General features: G+C 73.5%; 16 protein-coding genes. 7 read left to right on the top strand and 9 right to left on the bottom strand.

The genetic code is table 11. The features are described 5' to 3' along the window. Positions 1-180: 180 nt before the first annotated feature. The gene (locus ABD385_RS37900) at positions 181-1,698 is read right to left on the bottom strand and encodes a CehA/McbA family metallohydrolase (protein ID WP_344584396.1); all 1,518 of its coding nucleotides are present in this window, start codon (positions 1,696-1,698) and stop codon (positions 181-183) included. A gap of 446 nt (positions 1,699-2,144) precedes the next feature. Here ABD385_RS37900 and ABD385_RS37905 point away from each other — a divergent pair, with 446 nt between their 5' ends. From ABD385_RS37905 to ABD385_RS37915, 3 genes are all read left to right on the top strand, one after another. After that, entirely contained in the window at positions 2,145-2,969 is an 825-nt protein-coding gene (locus ABD385_RS37905) for a TIGR03619 family F420-dependent LLM class oxidoreductase (protein WP_344584397.1), read from the top strand. 201 nt (positions 2,970-3,170) lie between these two features. Beyond that, positions 3,171-3,572, top strand: a complete 402-nt coding sequence (locus ABD385_RS37910; RefSeq protein WP_344584399.1) for a VOC family protein — start codon at positions 3,171-3,173, stop codon at positions 3,570-3,572. A 177-nt stretch (positions 3,573-3,749) separates the two neighbouring features. Beyond that, the gene (locus tag ABD385_RS37915) at positions 3,750-6,413 is read left to right on the top strand and encodes a bifunctional FO biosynthesis protein CofGH (protein WP_344584400.1); all 2,664 of its coding nucleotides are present in this window, start codon (positions 3,750-3,752) and stop codon (positions 6,411-6,413) included. Positions 6,414-6,478: 65 nt separating this feature from the next. Here ABD385_RS37915 and ABD385_RS37920 read toward each other — a convergent pair whose 3' ends face one another. Next, positions 6,479-6,733, bottom strand: a complete 255-nt coding sequence (locus ABD385_RS37920) for a hypothetical protein (protein WP_018538657.1) — start codon at positions 6,731-6,733, stop codon at positions 6,479-6,481. A gap of 264 nt (positions 6,734-6,997) precedes the next feature. On the opposite strand from ABD385_RS37920, the gene ABD385_RS37925 reads away from it, so the two are divergent. Then, positions 6,998-8,119 carry an ADP-ribosylglycohydrolase family protein gene (locus ABD385_RS37925; protein ID WP_344584403.1) on the top strand — a complete coding sequence of 374 codons (1,122 nt, stop codon included), beginning with the start codon at positions 6,998-7,000 and terminating at the stop codon, positions 8,117-8,119. Positions 8,120-8,138: 19 nt separating this feature from the next. Here the strand turns inward: ABD385_RS37925 and ABD385_RS37930 are convergent, their stop codons facing one another. From ABD385_RS37930 to ABD385_RS37940, 3 genes are all read right to left on the bottom strand, one after another. Further along, positions 8,139-9,680 (bottom strand): sodium:solute symporter family protein, encoded by a 1,542-nt coding sequence (locus ABD385_RS37930; RefSeq protein WP_344584405.1) that lies wholly within the window; start codon positions 9,678-9,680, stop codon positions 8,139-8,141. Between the two features lie 275 nt (positions 9,681-9,955). Beyond that, positions 9,956-10,741 (bottom strand): SDR family oxidoreductase, encoded by a 786-nt coding sequence (locus tag ABD385_RS37935; RefSeq protein ID WP_344584407.1) that lies wholly within the window; start codon positions 10,739-10,741, stop codon positions 9,956-9,958. 168 nt (positions 10,742-10,909) lie between these two features. Next, entirely contained in the window at positions 10,910-12,133 is a 1,224-nt protein-coding gene (locus tag ABD385_RS37940; RefSeq protein ID WP_344584408.1) for an aminotransferase-like domain-containing protein, read from the bottom strand. Positions 12,134-12,303: 170 nt separating this feature from the next. Here ABD385_RS37940 and ABD385_RS37945 point away from each other — a divergent pair, with 170 nt between their 5' ends. Then, a complete protein-coding gene (locus tag ABD385_RS37945) occupies positions 12,304-13,185 on the top strand; it encodes a hypothetical protein (protein ID WP_344584410.1) in 882 nt (293 codons plus the stop codon). 149 nt (positions 13,186-13,334) lie between these two features. On the opposite strand, the gene ABD385_RS37950 is transcribed toward ABD385_RS37945, so the two are convergent. The 3 genes from ABD385_RS37950 to ABD385_RS37960 form a co-directional block, all read right to left on the bottom strand. Then, the gene (locus ABD385_RS37950; protein WP_344584412.1) at positions 13,335-13,541 is read right to left on the bottom strand and encodes a DUF397 domain-containing protein; all 207 of its coding nucleotides are present in this window, start codon (positions 13,539-13,541) and stop codon (positions 13,335-13,337) included. Between the two features lie 208 nt (positions 13,542-13,749). Next, on the bottom strand, positions 13,750-14,616 hold the full coding sequence (locus ABD385_RS37955) for a helix-turn-helix domain-containing protein (RefSeq protein WP_344584414.1): 867 nt from the start codon (positions 14,614-14,616) through the stop codon (positions 13,750-13,752). A gap of 332 nt (positions 14,617-14,948) precedes the next feature. Further along, entirely contained in the window at positions 14,949-15,716 is a 768-nt protein-coding gene (locus tag ABD385_RS37960) for a GOLPH3/VPS74 family protein (protein ID WP_344584416.1), read from the bottom strand. A 264-nt stretch (positions 15,717-15,980) separates the two neighbouring features. On the opposite strand from ABD385_RS37960, the gene ABD385_RS37965 reads away from it, so the two are divergent. Both ABD385_RS37965 and ABD385_RS37970 read left to right on the top strand, forming a co-directional pair. Continuing rightward, positions 15,981-18,824, top strand: coding sequence for a D-alanyl-D-alanine carboxypeptidase (locus tag ABD385_RS37965; protein ID WP_344584417.1), 2,844 nt, complete (start codon positions 15,981-15,983; stop codon positions 18,822-18,824). A 345-nt stretch (positions 18,825-19,169) separates the two neighbouring features. Further along, positions 19,170-20,597: a glycosyltransferase family 39 protein gene (locus tag ABD385_RS37970; protein ID WP_425585577.1), complete on the top strand. Its 1,428-nt coding sequence runs from the start codon at positions 19,170-19,172 to the stop codon at positions 20,595-20,597. Between the two features lie 85 nt (positions 20,598-20,682). On the opposite strand, the gene ABD385_RS37975 is transcribed toward ABD385_RS37970, so the two are convergent. After that, a complete protein-coding gene (locus ABD385_RS37975) occupies positions 20,683-21,537 on the bottom strand; it encodes an ArsR/SmtB family transcription factor (RefSeq protein WP_344584421.1) in 855 nt (284 codons plus the stop codon). Between the last annotated feature and the right edge of the window lie 46 nt (positions 21,538-21,583).

Here is a 21,583-nt window from a genome sequence, read left to right on the forward strand (position 1 = left end):
CCGGGGGGGGGGGGGGGGGGGGGGGAGGGGGGGGGGGGGGGGGGGGGAGAGGAGGGGGGGGGGGGGGGGGGGGGGGGCTTGGGGCCCTTGGGGCCTGAGGCTTGGAGCTTGGGGGCCTCCCCCCCCCCGCCCCCGGCCCCCACCCACCCCACCCCCACCCCACCCCACGCCGCTCCGGCGCTACCACCGCCCCAGGAAGATCGGGTTGGTGAGCGCTGCCATCGGGCCCGGGAGGTCCGCCGCCGTTGACGGGTGGCGGACCTCGACGCGTATGTAGGCGGCGTTGTCGGGTGTGGTCGACCAGGTGAGCGTGCCGGTGCCGGACGGTGGCAGCGGTGCGGTGTGCCGGCGGCCCTGGTCGGTGACGAAGGAGACCGTGCAGCCGGGCGCCCCGGAGACGGCCAGTCGGGCGGTGACCGCGGCCGGGCCGGGCAGTGCCAGGCGTTCGCCGATCCCGGCGTGCTCGCCGCGCGGGCCGGTGACGGTGAACGCGAGGTCGATCCCGGCGGACTCGGCGATCCACGCCCGGCCGGCGCGAATGCCGTCCAGCAGGGCCCGGCGGGAGAGGTCGTCGGCCAGGACGACGGTCTGCGGCAGGCCGACCACGTCCGGGTCGCGGTGGGCGTCGCTGTGCCCGACGGCGGGCAGCCAGGCGGCGCCGTCCCGGACGTGCGCGACCAGGGCGTCGTCCCACGTGGCGAGGGTGATCTCGTCGTCGGGGCCGTACGGGCCGTTCCACACCTCGACCGCGTCGGCGTCGGCGAGTCCGAACTTCCAGCTGCAGCCGACGCAGGGGGCGTGCGGGTGGGCCGGGATGACCAGGCCGCCGGCGCGGCGGATGGCCCGGGCGTATCGGCCGAAGGCGTGGTCCCGGGCCCGGTAGCGCCAGTCGATGAAGACGCCGGGGTCGGTGCCCATCGCCACCACGTGGCCGTTGCGGGTGGTGACCTCCTCGCCGGTGAGGATCAGCAGGTCGTCACCCCACAGCCCCTCCCAGGCGCGGTGACTGGCGGTGGTGTTGTGCTCGGTGGTGGTGATGAAGTCGAGCCCGGCGGCCCGGGCGAGTGCCGCGATCCGGGCCGGGGTGCGCTTGCCGTCGGAGTGCACGGAGTGCAGGTGGCTGTCGCCGCGGTACCAGGCGCGGCCGCGGCCCCGGGCCCGCTCCGGCGGGTGGACGGGCGTCGGGGTCGTCCCCGGTGGGCCGTGCCGCAGGGTGACGGTGACCTCGTAGGCCAGGCCCTGGGGGGCGACGGTGTACGGGCCGAGGGCGATGTGCCAGGTGCCGGCGTTGACGGGGCCCGGGAGGTAGCCGGGGGTGGCGTCGTCGGCGCGCAGGAAGAACTCCGTGCGGGCCCCGCCCGACCAGCCGCGGAAGCCGGCGCCGCCCGGTGCCGTGCCGCGCTCGTCGAAGATGCCGATGTCGCAGGCGTTGCCGGCGGTGCCGTCGGGGACCGGTGGCTTGTCGTAGCGGTACGCGACGGCGATCTCCCGGACGCCGTGCGGGACGTCGACGGGGAGGTAGACGAAGTCGGGTGCGCCGACCGGGAGCCGGCCGGTGACCGTGCGCTGCTGCTCGGCCGGCCCGTCCGGGTGCGGTCCGGTGGCCGGTGCCGCCTCGGCGAAGCTCAGCCGGCCGAGCGGCAGTGTGCCGGCCGTGCCGGCGGCCGCCGAGAGTCTCAGTACGTCGCGTCGCTCCATCTCCGCCCCCTTGCGTCGTCGCGATCGGTCGTGCGTGGTCGGTGTGCGGTGCGCCGCGGCCGTCCGCCGCGGGTCGTGCCGCGCGCTCGGGACGGTCGGCGGCGGCGTGCCGGCCGGTGCCGGTGCCGGTGTCGTGCCGTCTCCGCGTCGTTGCGCGCTGTGAAAACTGTTCTACGCGTGTGTGACACGCGGGGAAAGCCCTGTGGATAACTCGCGGGCGGTGCGGCAACATGCGGTCACCCCACCGGCCCGGCCGGCGTCCGCACCGGCCCGACCGGCGGCCTGCGCACCCGTCCGTTCCGCCACGCCCGACCACGAGCAGCCCCCGACCACGAGCAGCCCCCGACCACGAGCCGTTCCCGACCACGAGCAACCTTCGACCGCCACCCACGACCGACCACCCCGACCGCTCACCACGACCGACCACCCGACGCGGAGGCCCCAGCATGCGGATCGCGACCACGCTGTTCCTGACCGACGAGACGATCCGGCCGACCCGGCTGGCCCAGGAGTTGGAGCAGCGCGGCTTCGACGGGCTGTACCTGCCCGAACACACCCACATCCCGGCGTCCCGGGACACCCCGGCCCCGATGGGCGAGCCGCTGCCCCGGGAGTACGGCCGGACCCTCGATGCGTTCCTCGCCCTCGGCCAGGCCGCCGCGGTCACCGAGCGGCTGCGCCTGGGCACCGGCATCACGCTCGTCGCCCAGCACGACCCGGTCGACCTGGCCAAGCAGGTGGCCACGCTGGACCACCTCTCCGGCGGTCGTTTCACCCTCGGTGTCGGCTACGGCTGGAACGTGGAGGAGGCGGCCGACCACGGGGTGCAGTGGTCGACCCGGCGGGCCCTGGTGCGGGACCGGCTGGCGCTGATGCGCGCCCTGTGGGCCGACGAACCGACCGCCTACGAGGGCCCCTTCGGCTCGGTCCGGGCCTCGTTCGCCCACCCCAAGCCGGTCGGCGGCGCGCCGCGCGTGCTGTTGGGCGGCGCGGCCGGCCCCAAGCTGCTGGCGGAGATCGCGGCCACCGCGGACGGCTGGCTGCCGATCGGTGGCGGCGGGCTGTCGGAGAGCCTGCCGGCGCTGCGGCGCGCCTGGGCGGACGCGGGCCGGGCGGGCGAGCCGGCGGTGGTGCCGTACGCGGTCCGACCCACGCCGGGGAAGATGGCGCACTTCCGGGAGCTGGGCGTGCCGGAGGTGGTGCTCCAACTGCCGGCGGCGGGCGAGGCGGAGGTGCTGCGGACCCTGGACGACTTCGCGCAGTACCTGTGACCCGGCAGGGCCGGGGCGGCCCGGGGCCCGGTGGTACCTAGGCCCAGCGGCGTACGGCGTCGCACCGGTGGAGCGGTACCTCAGACCGATCCGCCCGGTGGGCGCCGGGCGTAGCGTCGAAGGTGAAGGCACCAGGGACCACCTCCCCGAAAGAGTTCCGTCGAACTCTCGGAGATCACATCGAAAGATCAAGGAGACGCCATGCCCAGCCTCGACCACACGATCGTGCACAGCAAGGACCGCTTCGCCTCGGCTCGTTTCCTTGCCGAGCTGCTGGACGCCCCCGAACCCAAGGCGTTCGGCCCGTTCGCCGCGCTGAGGATGGACAACGGGGTGACCCTCGACTACGCGGAGCACGTCGCCGGCGGCCGGGAATTCGTCGCCACGCACTACGCGTTCCTGGTGACGGAGGAGGAGTTCGACAAGATCCTGGCCCGCATACAGAAGCGTGACCTGCCGTACTGGGCGGACCCGCGGCACTCCAGGCCGCAGCAGATCAACCACCACGACGGCGGCCGGGGCGTGTACGTCGACGACCCCGACGGCCACGCCATGGAGTTCCTGACCCGGACCTACTCCGAGGAACTGCTGAACTCCCTCTGACCGTGGTGGTGCCCGCCGCTGGTCCGGCCCGGCCGGACCAGCCGTCGGCGTGCCGCGGGCGTCGTGCCGGTCCCGCCCGCCCGAACGGAGATTGCCTCCGTTTGACGTGATCAGCAGCACACGGATCGCTCCGCTTCCGGCGGCGGAGATGTCGGTCCTCGCTCGTATGCTCGGGTCATGACTTCCAGCGCGCAGGGATCTGACCAGGGCTCCCGCCAGGGATCTGACCAGGTGTCGGACGGGCCCGACCGCAGTGCCGCACCCCCGCGGCCGACGGCCAACGCGATGCGCAGGGCGCTCAAGCGGGCCCGGGACGGGGTGGCCCTGGACGTCACCGAGGCCGCCGTGCTCCTCCAGGCGCGCGGCGAGGACCTGGAGGACCTGTGCGCCTCCGCGGCCCGGGTCCGCGACGCCGGCCTGGAGGCCGCCGGCCGCCCCGGTGTCATCACGTACTCCAAGAGCGTCTTCATCCCCCTGACGCGCCTGTGCCGCGACAAGTGCCACTACTGCACCTTCGTCACCGTCCCCGGCAAGCTCCGCCGCGCCGGCCACGGGATGTTCATGTCCCCGGACGAGGTGCTGGCGATCGCCCGCCGCGGCGCCGAACTCGGCTGCAAGGAAGCCCTGATCACCCTCGGGGACAAGCCGGAGGAGCGCTGGCCCGAGGCGCGCGAGTGGCTGGAGGCCGAGGGGTACGACGACACCATCGCCTACGTCCGCGCCATCGCCATCCGCATCCTGGAGGAGACCGGGCTGCTGCCCCACCTCAACCCCGGCGTGCTGTCGTGGACGGACTTCCAGCGCCTCAAGCCCGTCGCCCCGTCGATGGGCATGATGCTGGAGACCACCGCCGAGCGCCTGTGGAGCGAGCCCGGCGGCCCCCACTACGGCTCGCCGGACAAGGAGCCCGCGGTGCGGCTGCGCGTCCTGGAGGACGCCGGGCGCAGCTCCGTCCCGTTCACCAGCGGCCTGCTGATCGGCATCGGGGAGACCTACGAGGAGCGCGCCGACTCGCTGTTCGCGCTGCGCCGCGTCTCCCGCGCCTACCACGGCGTCCAGGAGCTGATCCTGCAGAACTTCCGCGCCAAGCCGGACACCGCGATGCGCGGCATGCCCGACGCCGAACTCGACGAACTCGTCGCCACGGTGGCCGTCGCCCGGCACCTCATGGGCCCGTCCGCCTGCCTCCAGGCGCCGCCCAACCTCGTCGACGAGGAGTACGGCCGGCTGATCCGGGCCGGCATCGACGACTGGGGCGGTGTCTCCCCGCTCACCCCGGACCACGTCAACCCCGAGCGGCCCTGGCCCCAGATCGACACGCTCGCCGAGCACTCCGCGACCGAGGGCTTCCGCCTGCACGAACGCCTGGCGGTCTACCCGGAGTTCGTCCGGCGTGGCGAGCCCTGGCTGGACCCGCGGCTGCTGCCGCACGTCACCGCCCTCGCCGACCCGGCCACCGGCCTGGCCCGGGAGGACGCCGCGGTGACCGGCCGCCCCTGGCAGGAGCCCGACGAGGGCTTCGTCGCCACCGGCCGCACGGACCTGCACCGCACCATCGACACCGAGGGGCGCACGGCGGACCGCCGGGACGACTTCGACGAGGTCTACGGCGACTGGGCGGAGCTGCGCGAGGCCGCCGCGCCCGGCATGGTGCCCTCCCGTCTGGACGCCGACGTCCGCCAGGCCCTCTCGCAGGCCGCCGACGACCCCACCAAGCTCACCGACGACGAGGCGCTCGCGCTGCTGCACGCCGACGGTCCGGCGCTGGACGCGCTCTGCCGGATCGCCGACGACCTGCGCCGCGCCACGGTGGGCGACGCCGTCACGTACATCGTCACCCGGAACATCAACTTCACCAACGTCTGCTACACCGGCTGCCGGTTCTGCGCCTTCGCCCAGCGCCGCACGGACGCCGACGCCTACACCCTCTCCCTCTCCCAGGTCGCCGACCGCGCCCAACAGGCGTGGGACGTGGGCGCGGTGGAGGTCTGCATGCAGGGCGGCATCCACCCCGACCTGCCCGGCACGGCCTACTTCGACATCGCCCGCGCGGTCAAGGAACGGGTCCCCGGCATGCACGTGCACGCCTTCTCCCCGATGGAGGTGGTCAACGGGGCGACCCGCACCGGCCTGTCCCTCCGGGAGTGGCTGACCGAGGCCAAGGCCGCCGGCCTGGACACCCTGCCCGGCACCGCCGCGGAGATCCTCGACGACGAGGTCCGCTGGATCCTCACCAAGGGCAAACTCCCCACCGCCACCTGGGTCGAGGTCATCAAGACCGCCCACGAGCTGGGCATCCGCACCTCCTCGACGATGATGTACGGGCACGTGGACCAGCCCCGGCACTGGCTCGGCCACCTCCGGCTGCTCGCCGACATCCAGCGGTCCGCGCTGGCCAAGGGCGTCGAGGGCTTCACCGAGTTCGTCACGCTGCCCTTCATCCACACCAACGCCCCGGTCTACCTCGCCGGCATCGCCCGCCCCGGCCCCACCACCCGCGACAACCGCGCGGTGACGGCGATGGCCCGGATCCTGCTCCACCCGCACATCACCAACATCCAGACCAGCTGGGTGAAACTGGGCACCGAGGGCGCCGCGGAGATGCTCCGCTCCGGCGCCAACGACCTCGGCGGCACGCTGATGGAGGAGACCATCTCCCGGATGGCCGGATCGAGCTACGGCTCCTACCGCTCCCTCCAGGACCTGGTCGGCATCGCCGAGCTCGCCGGCCGCCCGGCCCGCCCCCGCACCACCACCTACGGCACCGTCCCCGCCGAGCGCCAGGCCGCCGCGCTGGCGTCCGACGGCCACCTGCCGGAGCTGCTGCCGGTGGTGGAGTAGCCGCCCGCACGCGGAGCCGGCCCGGCGGGCGGGGGGAGGCGTCCCCGCCCGCCGGGCCGGCACCGTCACTCCCCGCTGTGCTCCGCCTCGTGCTGGAGGATGCACTGCTGCCACTGCGACAGCGCCTCCTCGCGGTCGCCACCGGCGTCCTGAGCGGCGACGATCAGCGCGTCGGCGGCCATCGCGGCCAGCCGCACCGCGACGTGGCACACGTCGCGTTGGGGGAGCGGTCGGAGGAGTTCGACCGCGCCGTCGCTGTCGCCGGACAGGGCCGAGGCGACGACGGCCATCGTGGTGCGATCCCACTCGTACTCGGACATGGGAAGAGCATGCCCAGCGGGTGGCGGCACCATCATCGAACGGGCGGTCGGAACGGGAACCCGTCAGCCAACCGGCCAACCGGCCAACCGGCCGGTGGCCCGCCCGGGGCGGTCACGGGCGGCGGACCGTCCCACCCGTCAGATCACGATACGGACCTGATACAAACCCGGCCCAGTTTCGATCATTCCCGGTCGATACAGTGCTTCGCCAGGGGCCTCCGCACGGCCCCGGGACCGGGCGGACGAGCGGAGCGAGGTGTCGGCGTGAGCGCAGCGGCAGGAGGCAGCGCCATCTGGGGCCGCGCCGAGCAGCAGGACTTCCGCAGCCGGGTGCGCGGCTGCCTGCTGGGCGGCGCGATCGGTGACGCGCTCGGCGCCGCCGTCGAGTTCGACTCGCTGGACGCGATCCGCGACGCCCACGGCCAGGACGGCGTGATCGACCTCGTCCCCGCCTTCGGGCGGCGCGGCGCGGTCACCGACGACACCCAGATGACCCTCTTCACCATGGACGGCCTGATCCGCGCCCAGGTCCGCCGCGACACCGGTGCCTGGCACCCGCCCACCGACGTCCACCGCGCCTACCTCCGCTGGGCCGCCACCCAGCGCGACTGGGGCCCCGACGAGCGCAAGGACGACGACGGCTGGCTGGCCCGCGAGGAGTGGCTCTACGCCCGCCGGGCCCCCGGCCGGGCCTGCCTGAGCGGCCTCGGCGACGAGGTGATGGGCACCCTTGACAAGCCGAAGAACCCCGACTCCAAGGGGTGCGGCGCGGTGATGCGCTCCGCCCCGTTCGGCCTGCTCGTCGGCTGGGAACCGCAGCTGGTCTTCCAACTCGCCGTCGAATGCGCGGCACAGACCCACGGCCACCCCACCGGCTACCTCGCGGCCGGCGCGTTCGCCGTGATCAGCCACTCGTTGGCGCGCGGCGAGGACCTGGACGGTGCGGTCCAAAAGGCCCTGGCCCACCTCGCCACCCGCCCCGACCACGAGGAGACCACCGACGCGCTCAAGCGGGCCCTGGGCGCCGTGCGACAGGGCATGCCGACGCCCGCCCGGGTCGAGTCGCTCGGCGAGGGCTGGACCGCCGAGGAGGCCCTGTCGATCGGGGTGTACTGCGCCCTGGTCGCCGAGGACGTCCGGCACGGCCTGCTGCTCGCCGTCAACCACGGCGGCGACAGCGACTCCACCGGCGCCGTCTGCGGCAACCTCCTCGGCGCCCTGCACGGCGAGACCGCACTGCCCCCCAACTGGCTGGTCGAGCTGGAGGGCCGCGCCACCATCCTGCAACTCGCCGACGACTTCGCCATGGAGATGACCCAGGGCCCCGCCCTGCACGGCCCGGCGGGCTCCGCCGCCGGCTGGCTGGCCCGCTACCCCCGCGCCTGACCCCCGCCGGCCGGGCCGGTCAGGCCCCGTCCGCCGCCGCCGCCGACCGGGCCGCCCCGTCCCCCGCGTCCCCCTCATCCCCGTCGTCCCCGTCGTTGATCCGCGCCAACAGCGCGTCGCGCGCCGCGCTCGGCTCCGGCCGCACCAGCCCCAGCAGGACGAACAGCACCAGCGACGTCGCCACCGGCGCCACGATCTGCACCTGCAACTGGACGCCGTCCAGGCCGTAGTTGGTCAGCCAGAACGCCACCAGGCCGGCCGCCCAGGACACCAGCGCCGCCGTCGGCCCGGACCGGCGGAAGAGCGGCACCATCCCCAGCAGGAACGGGATGGACACCGGCCCGACCAGCCCGGCCACCCACTTGATGACCACGGTGATGATGTCCTTGAACGCCGGCGAGTTGACCTGCGTCGCGATCGCCATCGACAGCGCCAGGAAGCACACCGTCGACAGTCGCGCCGCCACCAGCCCGGCCCGCTGCGACCACGCCCGGGCCCGCGCCGACACCGCCGGCGCGATGTCCCGGGTGAAGACCGCGGAGATCGCGTTGGCATCCGAGGAGCACATGGCCATGGTGTGCGAGAAGAACCCGACCACGACGAGCCCCAACAGGCCGTGCGGCAACAGCCGTTCGGTCAACAGCGCGTAGGCGTCGGAGGCGTCCGGCCTGCCGCTCGTCACCAGCAGCGGCGCCGCCCACATCGGGAAGAACAGCACGACCGGCCAGACGAACCACAGCGCCGCCGACAGCAGCGCCGACCGCCGCGCCTCCCGGGCGGTGCGGGTGGCCATGTAGCGCTGGGCCTGGTTCCACATCCCGCCGCTGTACTCGAAGGTCTTGATGAAGAGGTAGGCCAGCAGGAAGGTCACGGTGTACGGGCCGGCGGTCGGCTGGGCGTGGCCGGCCGGCAGCCGGTCCCACAGCGTCCACAACCCGCTGACGCCGCCCAGCTCCCCCAGCACCGCCACCACCATCGCCACCCCGGCCAGCAGCTGGATGACGAACTGGCCCAGCTCGGTCAGCGCGTCCGCCCACAGCCCGCCGACCGTGCAGTAGATCCCGGTGATCACCCCGGTGATGAGGATGCCCTGGTTGAGGGAGATGCCGGTGAAGACCGTCAACAGGGTCGCGATCGCCGCCCACTTGGCGCCCACGTCCACGATCTTCAGCAGTACCCCGGACCAGGCGAGTGCCTGCTGCGTGGACAGGTCGTAGCGGTCCTTGAGGTACTCCAGCGGCGAGGCGACTCCCAGGCGGGACCGCAGCCGGTTCAGCCGGCCGGCGAACAGCCGGGCCCCGATGGCGATCCCGACGGCGATCGGGAAGGACCAGGTGACGTACGAGGTGATGCCGTACTGGTAGGCGATGCCCGCGTACCCGGTGAACATCACCGCGCTGTAGCCGGACATGTGGTGCGAGATGCCGGACAGCCACCACGGCATCCGGCCGCCGGCGGTGAAGAAGTCGCCGACGTCCGCGACCCGCCGGTGCGACCACGCCCCGATCGCGACCATCACGCCGAAGTAGCCGATGAGCACGGCCCAGTCGAGACTGTTCATGCCCCCTCCAGGGGTCCGCCTTGTGAACGTTCCAGATGTGGAAGCACGTCGTCGTGATGCGGTCCTGCGGCGCCAAGTCCCCGCTTGTGAGCGGGAACTTTGGGGATTGAACCGTTCCACGCGGCCGTCGGTCAAGGGTCTCGACGGTCATGGATATGAACGCAGGTCACCGAAGCGAACGAACCGCGCCGCCCGGCCCGCGCCCGCCGGCGCATGCGCGAAGGGCCGTACGGGACGGGTGCCCCGTACGGCCCTTCGCGCGTCCGCGGTGACCGCTACCGCATCAGCTCCCCGGCGTTCACCAGCAGCGACTGGCCCGTGATGGCCCGCGCCCGGTCCGAGGCGAGGAAGACCGCCGCCTCCGCCACGTCCGCGTCCGTGGCCAGGTCGGGCAGCGCCATCCGCCCGGCGAGCCGGTCCAGCACCTCCGACTCCGGCACCCCCTCGGTCTGCGCCGCGTACCGCACGTACCCCGCGACCGGTGGACCCCACATCCAGCCCGGCTGCACGGTGTTGACCCGGATGCGGTCCGGCCCCACCTCCCGCGCCAGCGAGTACATCGCCGACACCAGTCCGCCCTTGGACGCCGCGTACGCCGCCTGCTGCACCTGCGAGGGCGCGGCCACCGACGACTGGGTGCCGATCATCACCACCGACCCGCCGCCGCCCGCAGTCATCGCCGGCAGGCAGGCCCGGGTCATCCGCAGCGTGCCGAAGAGGTTGACGTCCACCACCTGCCGCCAGGTGTCGAAGTCGGCGTCCCGCAGGCCCCCGAGGTGCCCGTCCAGCGCCGCGACGTGGATCACCGCGTCGATCCCGCCGAACCGCGCCACGGCCAGCCCGGCCAGCGCCGTGCACTGCTCCTCGTCGGCGATGTCGGTGGCCCGCCAGGCGGTCCGGTCCCCCGCGGCGTCGATCCGCCCCGCCGTCGCCGCGAGGTTGCCTTCCGTGCGCGCGCCGAGCACGACCCGGGCGCCGTCCCGCACGCACGCCGCCGCGACCTGGTGGCCGAGCCCGGCGCCGACCCCGGAGACGATGACGGTCTTGTCGCGCAGCAGCATGCGGCACCCTCCTGCCGGCCGGCCCGCGTCAGTGTCCGTCCCCCCGGACCTGACGGAGCGTCAGTTAATGGGGGAGAGGCCAGGCTAGGCCCGCCGCGCGCCGAAGGGAAGGCCGCCGCCGACGGGCCCCCGCCCCGGCCCGCCCGACCCGTTGCCCCGCCCGCTCCGTTACCCGGCCCGCCGCGCCGCCGCCAGCGCCGCCCCCAGCCGTCGCAGCCCCGTCGCGATCTCCTGCGGCGGGTGGGTCACGAACGACAGCCGGACCGCCGCCGGATCCGGCCGCCCGGCGAAGAACGGTGCGCCCGGGACGTACGCCACGTCGTGCCGCACCACCTCCGGCAGCAGTGCGGACGCGTCCCACCCCGCGGGCAGCGTCGCCCACACGAACATCCCGCCCGCCGGGCGGTTCCACCGCGAGCCCTCGGGAAGCGCCCCGGCCAGCCCGTCCACCAGGGCGTTCCGCCGCTCCCGGTAGGCGTCCGTGACCCGGGCCAGGTGCGCGTCCAGGTCCGAGGCCGCCAAGTACCGTGCCGCGGCGGCCTGGTCGATGGTGGAAGTGTGCAGGTCGGCGGCCTGCTTGCCGATGACGCAGGCCCGCCGCAGCGCCGCCGGGGCCCGCAGCGTGCCCAGCCGCAGCCCGGGCGCCAGCACCTTGGAGAACGAACCGAGCAGCACCGTCCGGTCCTCCGCCCCCGGGAAGGACGCCACCCAGCGCTGCGGCTCCCCCTCGAAGCGCAGCTCCCCGTACGGGTCGTCCTCGGCGATCCACAGCCCGCGCCGGGCGGCCACCTCGGCGACCGCGGCCCGCCGCTCGGCGCCGAGCGTCCGCCCGGTGGGGTTCTGGAACGTCGGGATGACGTAGAGCAGCTTGGGCCGCTCGCGGGCGGCCAACTCGTCCAGCGCCACCGGGTCCAGGCCCTCGTCGTCGGTCGGCACCGGCACCACCCGGGCGCCCGCGAGCGAGAAGATCTGCAACGCCGCCAGGTAGCAGGGGTCCTCGACCAGGACCACGTCACCCGGCTCCAGCAGTGCGGCCGCCAGCAGCGTCAGCCCCTGCTGGGAACCGGTGGTCACCAACAGGTCGTCGGCGTCGGTGGGCAGCCCGCGCGCCGTGGTGCGCGCCGCCACGGCCGCCCGCAGCGCCGGATCGCCCTCACTGGTCGAGTACTGCAGGGCCTGCCGGGGTGCCTGCGCCAGCACCTCCCGGAACGCCGCGGATATCCCCTCGACGTCGAAGAGTTCGGGCGCGGGCAGCCCGCCGGCGAACGAGATCACCTCCGGCCGGGCGGTCAGCGCCAGGATGTCGCGTACGGGCGAGCCGCCGGTCCGGACCGCCCGCGCGGCGAACTCGGGAACGGGGGCGGTGGCAAGGGGCAGGGCCTGGTCCGACATGGCAGCTCCATTCGCTCGTACGCCGCGTTAACCATCGTTAGCAGCGGCTGCCGGGCAGCTTAGACGCGTCCCGGCCGGCCGGACGGAAGTGCCCGCATCGTGAACCACCGCCGCGATTCCCCGACCGCACCCCTCCCCTTCTGACGCCACGTCAGCTACACCTGACCGCCATGACGACCGACGACCACCGCACCCACCGGGAAGCCGCCGCCGACCACGCCGCCGACGAACTCGCCGCCTACGCCGCCCTGCCCGCCACCGGCCCCTACGGCGTCCGCCCCGGCCACGCCCTGATCACCATGGTCGAGCCGCACCCCGGCCACGAACGCGCCTACAACCGCTGGTACGAGGACGACCACTACATCGCCGGCGCGATGGCGATGCCCTGGATGTTCGCCGGCCGCCGCTGGGTCGCCACCCGCGACCTGCAACTCCTGCGCTACCCCGCGCGCTCCGCGGTCGCCCGCCCGGTCACCGCCGGCTGCTACCTCTCCACCTACTGGCTCACCGAGGGCCGCTACGACGCCCACATGCGGTGGACCGTCGCCGTCAACCAGCGCCTCAACCGCGACGGTCGGGTCCACCACGACCGCACCCACGTCTTCACCGCCTTCCAGGACCACGCGGCGACCGTCTACCGCGACGGCCCGTCCGGCCCCCGCGACTTCCACGCCCTCGACCACCCCTACGCCGGACTGGTCCTGGAGGTCATCGACGCCGACGGCCCGCAGTCGCGCGCCGCCCTGCTGGACTGGCTGCGCTCCGACCACCTGCCGCGACGCCTGGCCGACTCGCCGTCGGCGCTGGTCACCGTCTTCCGGCCGACGCCGCTGCCCGGCGACCGGATGTCCTACGTCAAGCAGGTCGAGGGGGTGGACACCCGGCTCACCCTGCTGTGGTTCCTGGAGGAGGACCCGCGCCGCGCCTGGACGGCGCACTTCACCGGCCTGGAGGCCGAGGTCGCCGCCCGCGGCCTGGGCCGCGTCGAGCTGGTGGCCCCCTTCGTGCCCACCGTCCCGGGCACCGACCGCTACGTGTCCGAACTCCGGTGAGCGGCGGCGCCGATGACCCTGCGTGGCGGTCCGCCCGGACGGTCCGTGCCCGGACATGGCCGAGCCCCCTCGGCCGGGACGGCGGTCCAGTCGAGAGGGCTCGTATCCGCGCTGGCGTCACATGGACTGCGGGGCGGTGACGACTCGCTTCAGGAGAGGTCGAAGGTGCCCGCGGCGACGTCCGCCACGAAGCTGCTCCAGGAGGAGTTCCCGAAGGTCAGGCGCCCACCCTCGGGGATCTTGGAGTCGCGCACCGCGATGGCCGTGGTGGCCGGTACGGCGATCTCCACGCAGGCGTTGGCGCCGGAGTACGAGGACTTGGTCCAGGAGAACGCGGAATTGGGCTGAACGGCCATTGTCACTCCACCTGACTCTGAGTTACTGCGGATTCGGTGAAGACGACGCTACGCGCCAACATCGCCGGCCGCAGAGGGCCGTTCACCCGTCCGAATGGCATATTCCGTGATCTCTTTTCAGGTGCGGAGGCCCAGGTGTACCGTGCGGCCCCGTTCATCGGAATTCAACATTCCGCACGATCCGGGCCGCGGCGACCGCAGCAGTTCCTCAACTCATCGCGTCCGCATGGCGTTTGGCGGCCTCCGCGATGAATTCCCGACTGGCCTCCGCGCTCAACGCCTGCGCCCTCAGGTGCTCGTACATGATGGTGTATTTGTGCACGTCGTTGGTCTTCTCCAGGTAGAGGTCGCTGGTGACGCCCTCGATGTAGACCACGCTGGAATCCGCGGCATCGTCGAATTCCAGGATCGAGAACGTCCCGGACATCCCGGCGTGCGCACCGGCGCCGTACGGCAGGACCTGCACCGTCACGTGCGGCAACGTGCTCACCTCGACGAGGTGCTCCAGCTGCTCGCGCATGATCAGGTGGCTGCCGACGACCCGGCGCAGCGCACTCTCGTCGAGGACGACCCACAGTCGCAGCGGGCGCTCCTGGTCCTGCACCCGCTCCTGGCGTCGCATCCGCACCTTGATCCGCTTGTCCAGGTCCTCGGCCGCCAGCTCCGGGATCGTGCCGGGGATGACCGCCTCGGCGTAACCGGACGTCTGCAGCAGGCCGGGCACCAGCAGGGATTCGTAGGTCCGCAGGGACGCCGCCTCGGTCTCCAGGCCGATGTAGACGCTGTACGGAATGTCGCCGAAGGCGTGCCACCAGCCTTGCTGCCGCGAATCCTTGGCCATCTGCATCAGCGAATCCACTATCCGGCGGTCGTCTACCTCGTAGACCCCGCACAGGTCGCGGACGTCGCGCTGGCTGATGCTGCGGCGGCCGTTCTCCAGCCGACTGATCTTCGACTGGGAGACCAGCAACCGCTCGGCCACCTGCTCCGCCGTCAGGCCCTTGTCCTCCCGGAGCCGGCGGAGCTCCTGGCCCAATCGGCGTCGCCTGACGGTGGGGTTGACGTTGGACGCCACGGTACGTGCACCTCCGGCTCCGTACTGCTGTCATTTCTTGTTGAGCAGACTGCCACTTCATGTGGACGACGCGCAGTCAAATGAACACAGAAGGCGAGCGCACATGTGCGCGGGGTGGCGGACCGGGCCGTCGTCCGAACGGCTCGGTCCGCCACCCCGCGCTTCTCACTGCGGCTCCCGAACGGTCCGGGAAAGGGCGGTGCGGTGGCGCTGGTGGGTGCATCCGCGGCGCGGGTGCTGCCCTGGTGGTGCGGTCGGTGCACGGCGGCACCCGGTGGTGCGCGCCGCGCCCGGGCATCGCGGGCCGGCGCTCTCCGGTGGTGCCGGTGGTCTCAGCGGGCGCCCACCCGGGCCATGCTGCCGTGCCCGTGTCGGCGTGACTGGCCGGGCACGCCGGTCGCGTCGGCCGTTGGATGGGCCGCCGCCTGCCGCGTCCCCGAGCCGGCGCCCGGTCCCGCACTCCGTCGCGGCTGTGCCGCGACGCCGTTCTGGACGTCCATGACGGCGTGTGCGACCAGGCCGCCCATGGGGTCGTGCCGGATCAGGTCCCGCAGGCGGGAGCGCGATGAGCGCCCCTCGTTCCCCGGGTAGAGGTGCTTGCCGAGGCCGACCGCGTGGGCCAGTGCGGCGAGCGCCGCGGTCCGCGGGTCCGGTGGGACGCCCGTGCGGATCGCGTTGTCGAGCCGGGTCCTGATCTCCCGGCTGATGGCCGTCTCCGTCGCTTGGTAGCGCGTCGTCGGCAGTACCCCGCACATCTGGCCCGCCACGGCATGCACCATGCCGCACCGTTCGAGATGGGTGAGGTACGTCTGGCGCAGCCCCAGTCGGGGCCCGCCGATCCAGTGGACCGCGCGCACCGGACTGCCGCGACGGCGCAGCAGTTCGAGCGCTGAGTCCAGAGTCGGATCTCCTGTCGGCCGTGCCATGACCACGGCGATACGATCCCCGTCTGGGGCTATCCGTCCTGCCAGAGCCAGCTCGACTAGCTGGGCCCCGGCCAGGCCGAGGTCGAGCGACTGCGGCTGTGCTGTGGTGCCCGTGGCCGGGTCCAAAGCCAGCAGCAGAAGCTCCTCCGGAATTGTTCTGCGGCTCCTGCCCATCCAAGCCTCCCCGCGTGGATGAATGACAGGGTGACCCCTCTCACATTCATCTGTCGAGGGTGCGTGGTGGGTTCGGTAGGGAACCGGTAGGTATGTCGTTCTCGTCTAGCACGTCGGCGACACCTTCCGAGGGGCGCGGCAGAAACGGGTTCGCGTGGCGGTGGGAAGCGGCCGTCCGGACACAGGAGACTTGGGAACACTGGTCCCGTTCGGTACCAGCTGGCACCAGGCACAGGGCAGTGCGACGTAGTGAAGGAGACATCGGTGGCGGGCGAGTCCCCCGACAAGTCGGACAAGAAGTCGGGCAAGGAGCAGTCGTCGGGGGAGACGGCGCGCACCGAACGGGACCCGCGGCTGTCGATCCTCCGCGACGAGCGGGGGAATCGGGGCGGCGCGGAGAAGGCCGGGAACGGCTCCGGGGACGACGGGGCGGGGAAGGCGCCCGAGGAGGGGACTTCCGGCAACGGGGCGCCCGATGCGGAGACTTCCGGGGCGAAGGGGTCCGGGGCGAAATCGTCCGGGGCGAAGTCGTCGGGCGCGGCCGATGCGGCCGACGCGGAGACCTCCGGGGCGAAGTCGTCCGGTGCGGAGAAGCCGGCCGGCGGGCGCAAGCCGTCCGCCGGGAAGAAGGCGTCCGGCAAGGGTGCGTCCGGGACGGCGAAGCGCGCGGTGTCGGCGTCGGCGGACGGGGCGAAGCCCGCCGAGAAGCCCGAGGAGGCGCCTGAGGCGGCCCAGACGGCCGCGGAAGGCGACACTGAGGGTGAAGGGAAGGTCAAGGCTGGCGCGGGCCGTGTGAAGGCCGGTGCGTCCGCGGACGCGAAGGCCGAAGCCGCCGAGGAGAAGGCGCCGGCCGCCCCCGAGAAGTCCGGGGATTCCGGGAAGTCCGGGAAGTCGGAGGCGGAGCCCGCTGCCGGGAAGCCGGCGGAGAAGGCCGCCCCCGAGGAGTCGGCGACGAAGGCCGACTCCGAGGAGAAGGGCGCGTCCGGGGAGAAGGACGCGCCGGCCGACGACGCGGTGGCCGTGGACCGGGCGACCGCCGTCTTCAAGACGATGGACCCGAAGGGTGCCGGCGGGAGCGCGGACGAGGAGCCGGCCGACGACGCGACGCGGGTCTTTGCCGTAGCGAAGACTGCGAAGGCTCCGAAGTCCACGAAGTCCACGAAGGCCGAGCCGTCCGAGCCGTCCGAGCTGTCCGAGGCGTCCGAGAAGGGGGCGGCGGAACCGCCCGCCGACCAGCCGACCGCCGTCTTCAAGCTGGGCACGGACACCGACCCCAAGGCCGGTGACGTCGACCCCAAGGCCGACGACGAGAAGGCCGACGGTACGAAGAAGGCCGCCGACGCCAAGAAGGCCGATGGCGAGAAGGTCGCGGAGGGCGCCGGGGCGAAGGCCAAGGGTGCCGTCGCGGCCGAGCGGGACGCCGAGCGGACCAGCCAGTTCGTGGCGCTGAAGTCGTCGGACGACGGTTCGGCGGAGCGGTCGATCGGCAAGACCGCGCCCAAGGCACCGCTCGGCAAGCCCGGCGGCACCACGGACGACACGGACGACGACACGGACAAGGGCCAGGAGAAGTCCGCCGACAAGGCCGCTGACAAGTCCGGCGACAAGACCGCCGACAAGCCGGCCGACAAGACTGCCGACAAGGCGTCGGACAAGGCGGACGAGAAGAGCCCGGGCAAGGCCCCCGGGGCGATGCCGGCGGCCGCGCCGGCCAAGCCGGAGGGCAAGCCCGCCGCCGGTGCCGCCGCGCCCGCCGCGTCCGAGGTCGATGCCGAGCGGACCCGGCAGGAACCGCTGCCGCCGCTGGACCTCCTGGCGAGGCTCACCAACACCCCGCCGCCGCCCGAGACCACGATGCGCACCGTCGTCCGACGGTTCAAGATCTGGACTCCGCTGGCGGTGCTGCTGGTGATCGTCTTCATGGTGGTCCAGGCGGTGCGCCCGTTGCCCGCGCCGACGCTGGTCCTCGGCGGCGCCAAGTCCTCGTTCACCTTCCCGGGCAGCAAGCTCTCCATCCCGTGGCCCGAGCAGGGGCAGGCGGCGGTGAAGGTCGTGGGCTCCGGTGAGGTCGGGACGTTCGGCGAGCAGAAGTCGACCCCGACTGCCAGCGTCGCCAAGATCATGACGGCCTACGTGATCCTCCGGGACCACCCGCTGAAGGACAAGAACGACAAGGGTCCGCAGATCCAGGTCGACGACAAGGCGGTCCAGGAGGGCAACTCCGAGAGCGAGTCGCGGATCGCGGGGCTCAAGGCGGGTCAGCAGTTCAGCGAGCAGGACATGCTCAAGATGCTGATGATCCCGTCCGGCAACAACATCGCCCGGCTGCTCGCCCGTTGGGACACCCAGTCCGCCGACGAGGCCGCGTTCGTCAAGAAGATGAACGCCGCCGCCAAGGACCTGGGGATGACGAAGACCACCTACACGGACCCCAGCGGCCTGGACCCCAAGACGGTGAGCACCGCCGTCGACCAGATCAAGCTCGCCGAGGCCGTCATGAAGTTCGACGCCTTCCGGCCGATCGTCGCCATGCCCAACGCCGAGATCCCGGGCCTGCCGGAGCGGATAAACAACAACAACGACAACCTGCTGTTGGCCGGGCTGAGCGTCAAGGGCATCAAGACCGGCTCCAGCACGGCGGCCGGCGGCACCCTGTCCTGGGCCGCGTACAAGACGGTGGACGGCAAGGACCGCCTGATCCTGGGCACGATGATGGACCAGCACTTCAAGGGGCTGGACCCGAACGCCTCCAACAGCCTGACCATGGTCAAGAACAACAGCAAGAAGGTCATCGAGGCGGTGCGCGACGCGCTGAACTCGGCCACGGCGGTGCAGAAGGGGCAGGTCGTCGGCTACGTAGACGACGGTCTGGGCACGCTGACGCCGGTCGTCGCCACCAAGGACCTGAAGGTGGCCGGAGTCCCGGGCCAGCAGCTCCAGTTGAGCATCGGTGGTGACGGCAAGACCGTCCCGCACGAGGCCGCGGCCGGCACCGTCGTCGGCGAGCTGACCGTCGGCAACGGCGCGAGCCAGCAGAAGGTGCCGGTGGCGCTCCAGTCGGCCCTGAGCAACCCTTCCTTCGGGGCGAAGCTGACCCGACTGGGGTGAGCCGGCGGTCGGACGGCCGGGCGGATGTCCAGCATCCCCCGGCCGTCCGGCCGTTTTTCCGTCCGGCCGGTGCCCGCTCGGCCGTTCCCCGACCGTCCCGGCGGCCGGCCGCCGCCCCCGATGTGACCGGAGCCCGCCATCGACGCCCCACAAGTGCCGCAGCCGCACCAGCCGCACCAGGCGTCGCAACCGCACCAGGCGGCCCGGGTGTTCGGGTCGTCCGCCGGGGCCCCGGCGGCCGTCGCGCCCGCGGGGGGCCCGGCGTACGGGGCTGTCGCCCGCTCCGCCGCCGCGCGCTCCGTGTGGGCCGCGCGCTCCGCGGTGGTGCTGGTGCCGGCGGGGCTGATGTTCTTCCTGGGTGCGTGGGGCATCCGCCGCCGGGACGCCGTCTGGCGCGACGAGGCGGTCACCTACGACATGGCGCACCGCAGCCTGCCCGACCTGGCGGCGACGCTGCTGCACGTCGACGTCGTGCACGGCCTGTACTACGCGCTGATGCACTGCTGGTTCGTCGTCTACGACGCCACCCTCGGCGACGCCCTCGGCGCGGTCATCGGCCTGCGGCTGCCGTCGGCGGTGGCCATGACGGCGGCCGCCGCCGGGGTGGCCCTGCTGGGCGAGCGCCTGGTCGGACGGCGCGCCGGACTGTGCGCGGGGTTGGCGTTCGCGCTGGTCCCGGTCGTCCAGCAGTACGCGCAGGAGGGCCGCTCGTACGCGCTGGTCTGTGCCCTGGTGGTCTGGGCGTCGTACCTGCTCGTGCTGGCCGCCGGCCCCCGACCGCGCCGCGCGCTGTGGTGGGGGTACGCCGCGCTGATGGTGCTGGCCTGTCTGCTGCACGAGTTCGCGTCGCTGGCGCTGCCCGCGCACGGCGCCGCCGTCGCGCTGGCCCAGTTGCCGCGCCGGACCCGGCGCGCCTGGGCGCTCGCGGCCGGCACCGTGCTCGCCGTCCTCGCCCCGCTCGCCGTCTTCAGCACCAGCCAGTCGGACCAGATCAGTTGGCTGATGTGGCCGGACCCGCTGCAACTGCTCACCTTCGCCGTGCTGGCCGTCCTCGGCTGCCTCTGCGCCCGCGTCCCGGTGCGTTCGCGCGCTCCGATCGGGGTGCGCGCCCTCGGCCTCGCGCTGCTGCTCCTGCCGACGGTCCTGCTGCTGCTCCTGTCCACCGTCGAGCCGGCCTACGTGGACCGCTACGTCCTCTACTACGTCGTCGGGTTCGCGCTGGTCGCGGGCGCCGCGGCGGCCCGCCTGCTGCGGCCGGCCGGCGTGGCGGGCCAGACGCCCGCCCGGCGGCTGCGGCGGTCGGCGGCGGTGGCGCTGGTCCTGGCCGCGCTGCTCCCGGTCGACGTCCACCTGCGCAGTCCGGACAGTCGGGTCGACGACGTGACCGCGGTCGCCCAGGCCGTCCGGCAGCTGTCCGAACCGGGTGACGGGCTGCTCTTCACGCCGTCCCGCCGCCGGATCTGGCGGGCGACCCGGCCGCACGACTTCCGCGGCCTGCACGACCTCGCCCTGGACCAGGGCCCGGTGGCCTCCCGCACCCTCTACGGCACGGAGCTGTCCGGCGACGAGATCCGCGACCGGATGCTGGCCAGCCGCCGCATCGTCGTCGCGGGGGACCCGGCCGGGCAGCCGGCCGACACCAACGACCAGGAGATCGCCAAACGGGCCACGCTGCGCTCGGCGTTCGCGGTCTGCCGTAGCACCCGGGTGCGGGGCGCGCAGGTCACGCTGTACGTGCGGGTGGGCGGGCCGGGCGGCGGGGGCCGCTGCTGAAGCCCGGAGCCGCGGGTCGGTGGGTGCGGGTGGGTGAGTGCGGTCCGCGGCGGTCCGCGGGCCGTCGTTCGGCGCCCCGGCCGGTTCACACCAGTCCGGCCGCCGGCCCGTCGATGCCCAGGAGCTCCCGCAGCGCGGTGCTGCCCTCGGGGGTGAGGCGGACCGCCCGACCGGTCCCGATCCGGCGGATCCAGTGCCGTTCCAGCAGCCGTTCGCAGAGCCGGGCGCCGGCCGTGCCGGCGAGGTGCTGACGGCGTTCGGTCCAGTCCAGGCAGCCGCGGGCCGGCGGGCGGCGGCCGCCGCGCAGGACGTCGGCAGGGACCGCGAGGGCGTCCGCGAACCACTCGCGGCCGGCGTCGGTGAGGGTGAAACCGCCCTCCTGGTCCAGGAGGCCGCGTGCGGTCATGGCGTCGGTGAGGGTGACGCCGAGACGGCCCGCCAGGTGGTCGTAGCAGGTGCGGCCGCGGGCCAGCGCGGCCGAGGCGCTGGCCGCCCGCAGCCCGCGCGGCGGCCCGGCCGGCGGGCCCAGGTGCGCGGTCACCGATTCCAGCAACTCGGCGACGCGCGGGCCGGCGAGCTGGACGTAGCGGTGCCGGCCCTGCCGCCGCTCGACGAGCAGCCCGCCGTCGACCAGCCGGGACAGGTGCTCACTGGCGGTCGAGGGCGCCACCCGCGCGTACCCGGCGAGTTCCCCGGCGGTCCAGGCCCGCCCGTCGAGCAGCGCCAGGCAGAACGCGGCCCGGGTACGGTCCGCCAGCAGCGCCGCGAGCCGGGCCAGCTCGTGGCTGTGGTCGGGAGCCGCGGCCGGGCCCGAGGGGGCGGCCGGCCCGGCCCCGGCCCGTTCCGTGGTCCGTTGCGTGGCCAGTCGCCCGGTCCGTTCCGTGGTCCGTTCCCCGGCCCGTTGCGTGGCCCGTTCCCCGGTCCGTTTCGGCGGCGTCATGCGTCCATTGTCCGCCGCGACGCTTCGGCGGCCGCCGACACGTCGC

This window comes from Streptomyces lunalinharesii (assembly GCF_039532155.1).
Taxonomy (GTDB): domain Bacteria; phylum Actinomycetota; class Actinomycetes; order Streptomycetales; family Streptomycetaceae; genus Streptomyces; species Streptomyces lunalinharesii.

Bases quoted from the DNA above. Each gene is read 5' to 3' on its own strand.
- ABD385_RS37940 (WP_344584408.1), bottom strand. From the start codon at position 12,133: ATGTCGGACCAGGCCCTGCCCCTTGCCACCGCCCCCGTTCCCGAGTTC.
- ABD385_RS37910 (WP_344584399.1), top strand. From the start codon at position 3,171: ATGCCCAGCCTCGACCACACGATCGTGCACAGCAAGGACCGCTTCGCC.
- ABD385_RS37915 (WP_344584400.1), top strand. From the start codon at position 3,750: ATGACTTCCAGCGCGCAGGGATCTGACCAGGGCTCCCGCCAGGGATCT.
- ABD385_RS37950 (WP_344584412.1), bottom strand. From the start codon at position 13,541: ATGGCCGTTCAGCCCAATTCCGCGTTCTCCTGGACCAAGTCCTCGTAC.
- ABD385_RS37900 (WP_344584396.1), bottom strand. From the start codon at position 1,698: ATGGAGCGACGCGACGTACTGAGACTCTCGGCGGCCGCCGGCACGGCC.
- ABD385_RS37930 (WP_344584405.1), bottom strand. From the start codon at position 9,680: ATGAACAGTCTCGACTGGGCCGTGCTCATCGGCTACTTCGGCGTGATG.
- ABD385_RS37920 (WP_018538657.1), bottom strand. From the start codon at position 6,733: ATGTCCGAGTACGAGTGGGATCGCACCACGATGGCCGTCGTCGCCTCG.
- ABD385_RS37945 (WP_344584410.1), top strand. From the start codon at position 12,304: ATGACGACCGACGACCACCGCACCCACCGGGAAGCCGCCGCCGACCAC.
- ABD385_RS37905 (WP_344584397.1), top strand. From the start codon at position 2,145: ATGCGGATCGCGACCACGCTGTTCCTGACCGACGAGACGATCCGGCCG.
- ABD385_RS37935 (WP_344584407.1), bottom strand. From the start codon at position 10,741: ATGCTGCTGCGCGACAAGACCGTCATCGTCTCCGGGGTCGGCGCCGGG.
- ABD385_RS37975 (WP_344584421.1), bottom strand. From the start codon at position 21,537: ATGACGCCGCCGAAACGGACCGGGGAACGGGCCACGCAACGGGCCGGG.
- ABD385_RS37960 (WP_344584416.1), bottom strand. From the start codon at position 15,716: ATGGGCAGGAGCCGCAGAACAATTCCGGAGGAGCTTCTGCTGCTGGCT.
- ABD385_RS37970 (WP_425585577.1), top strand. From the start codon at position 19,170: ATGTTCTTCCTGGGTGCGTGGGGCATCCGCCGCCGGGACGCCGTCTGG.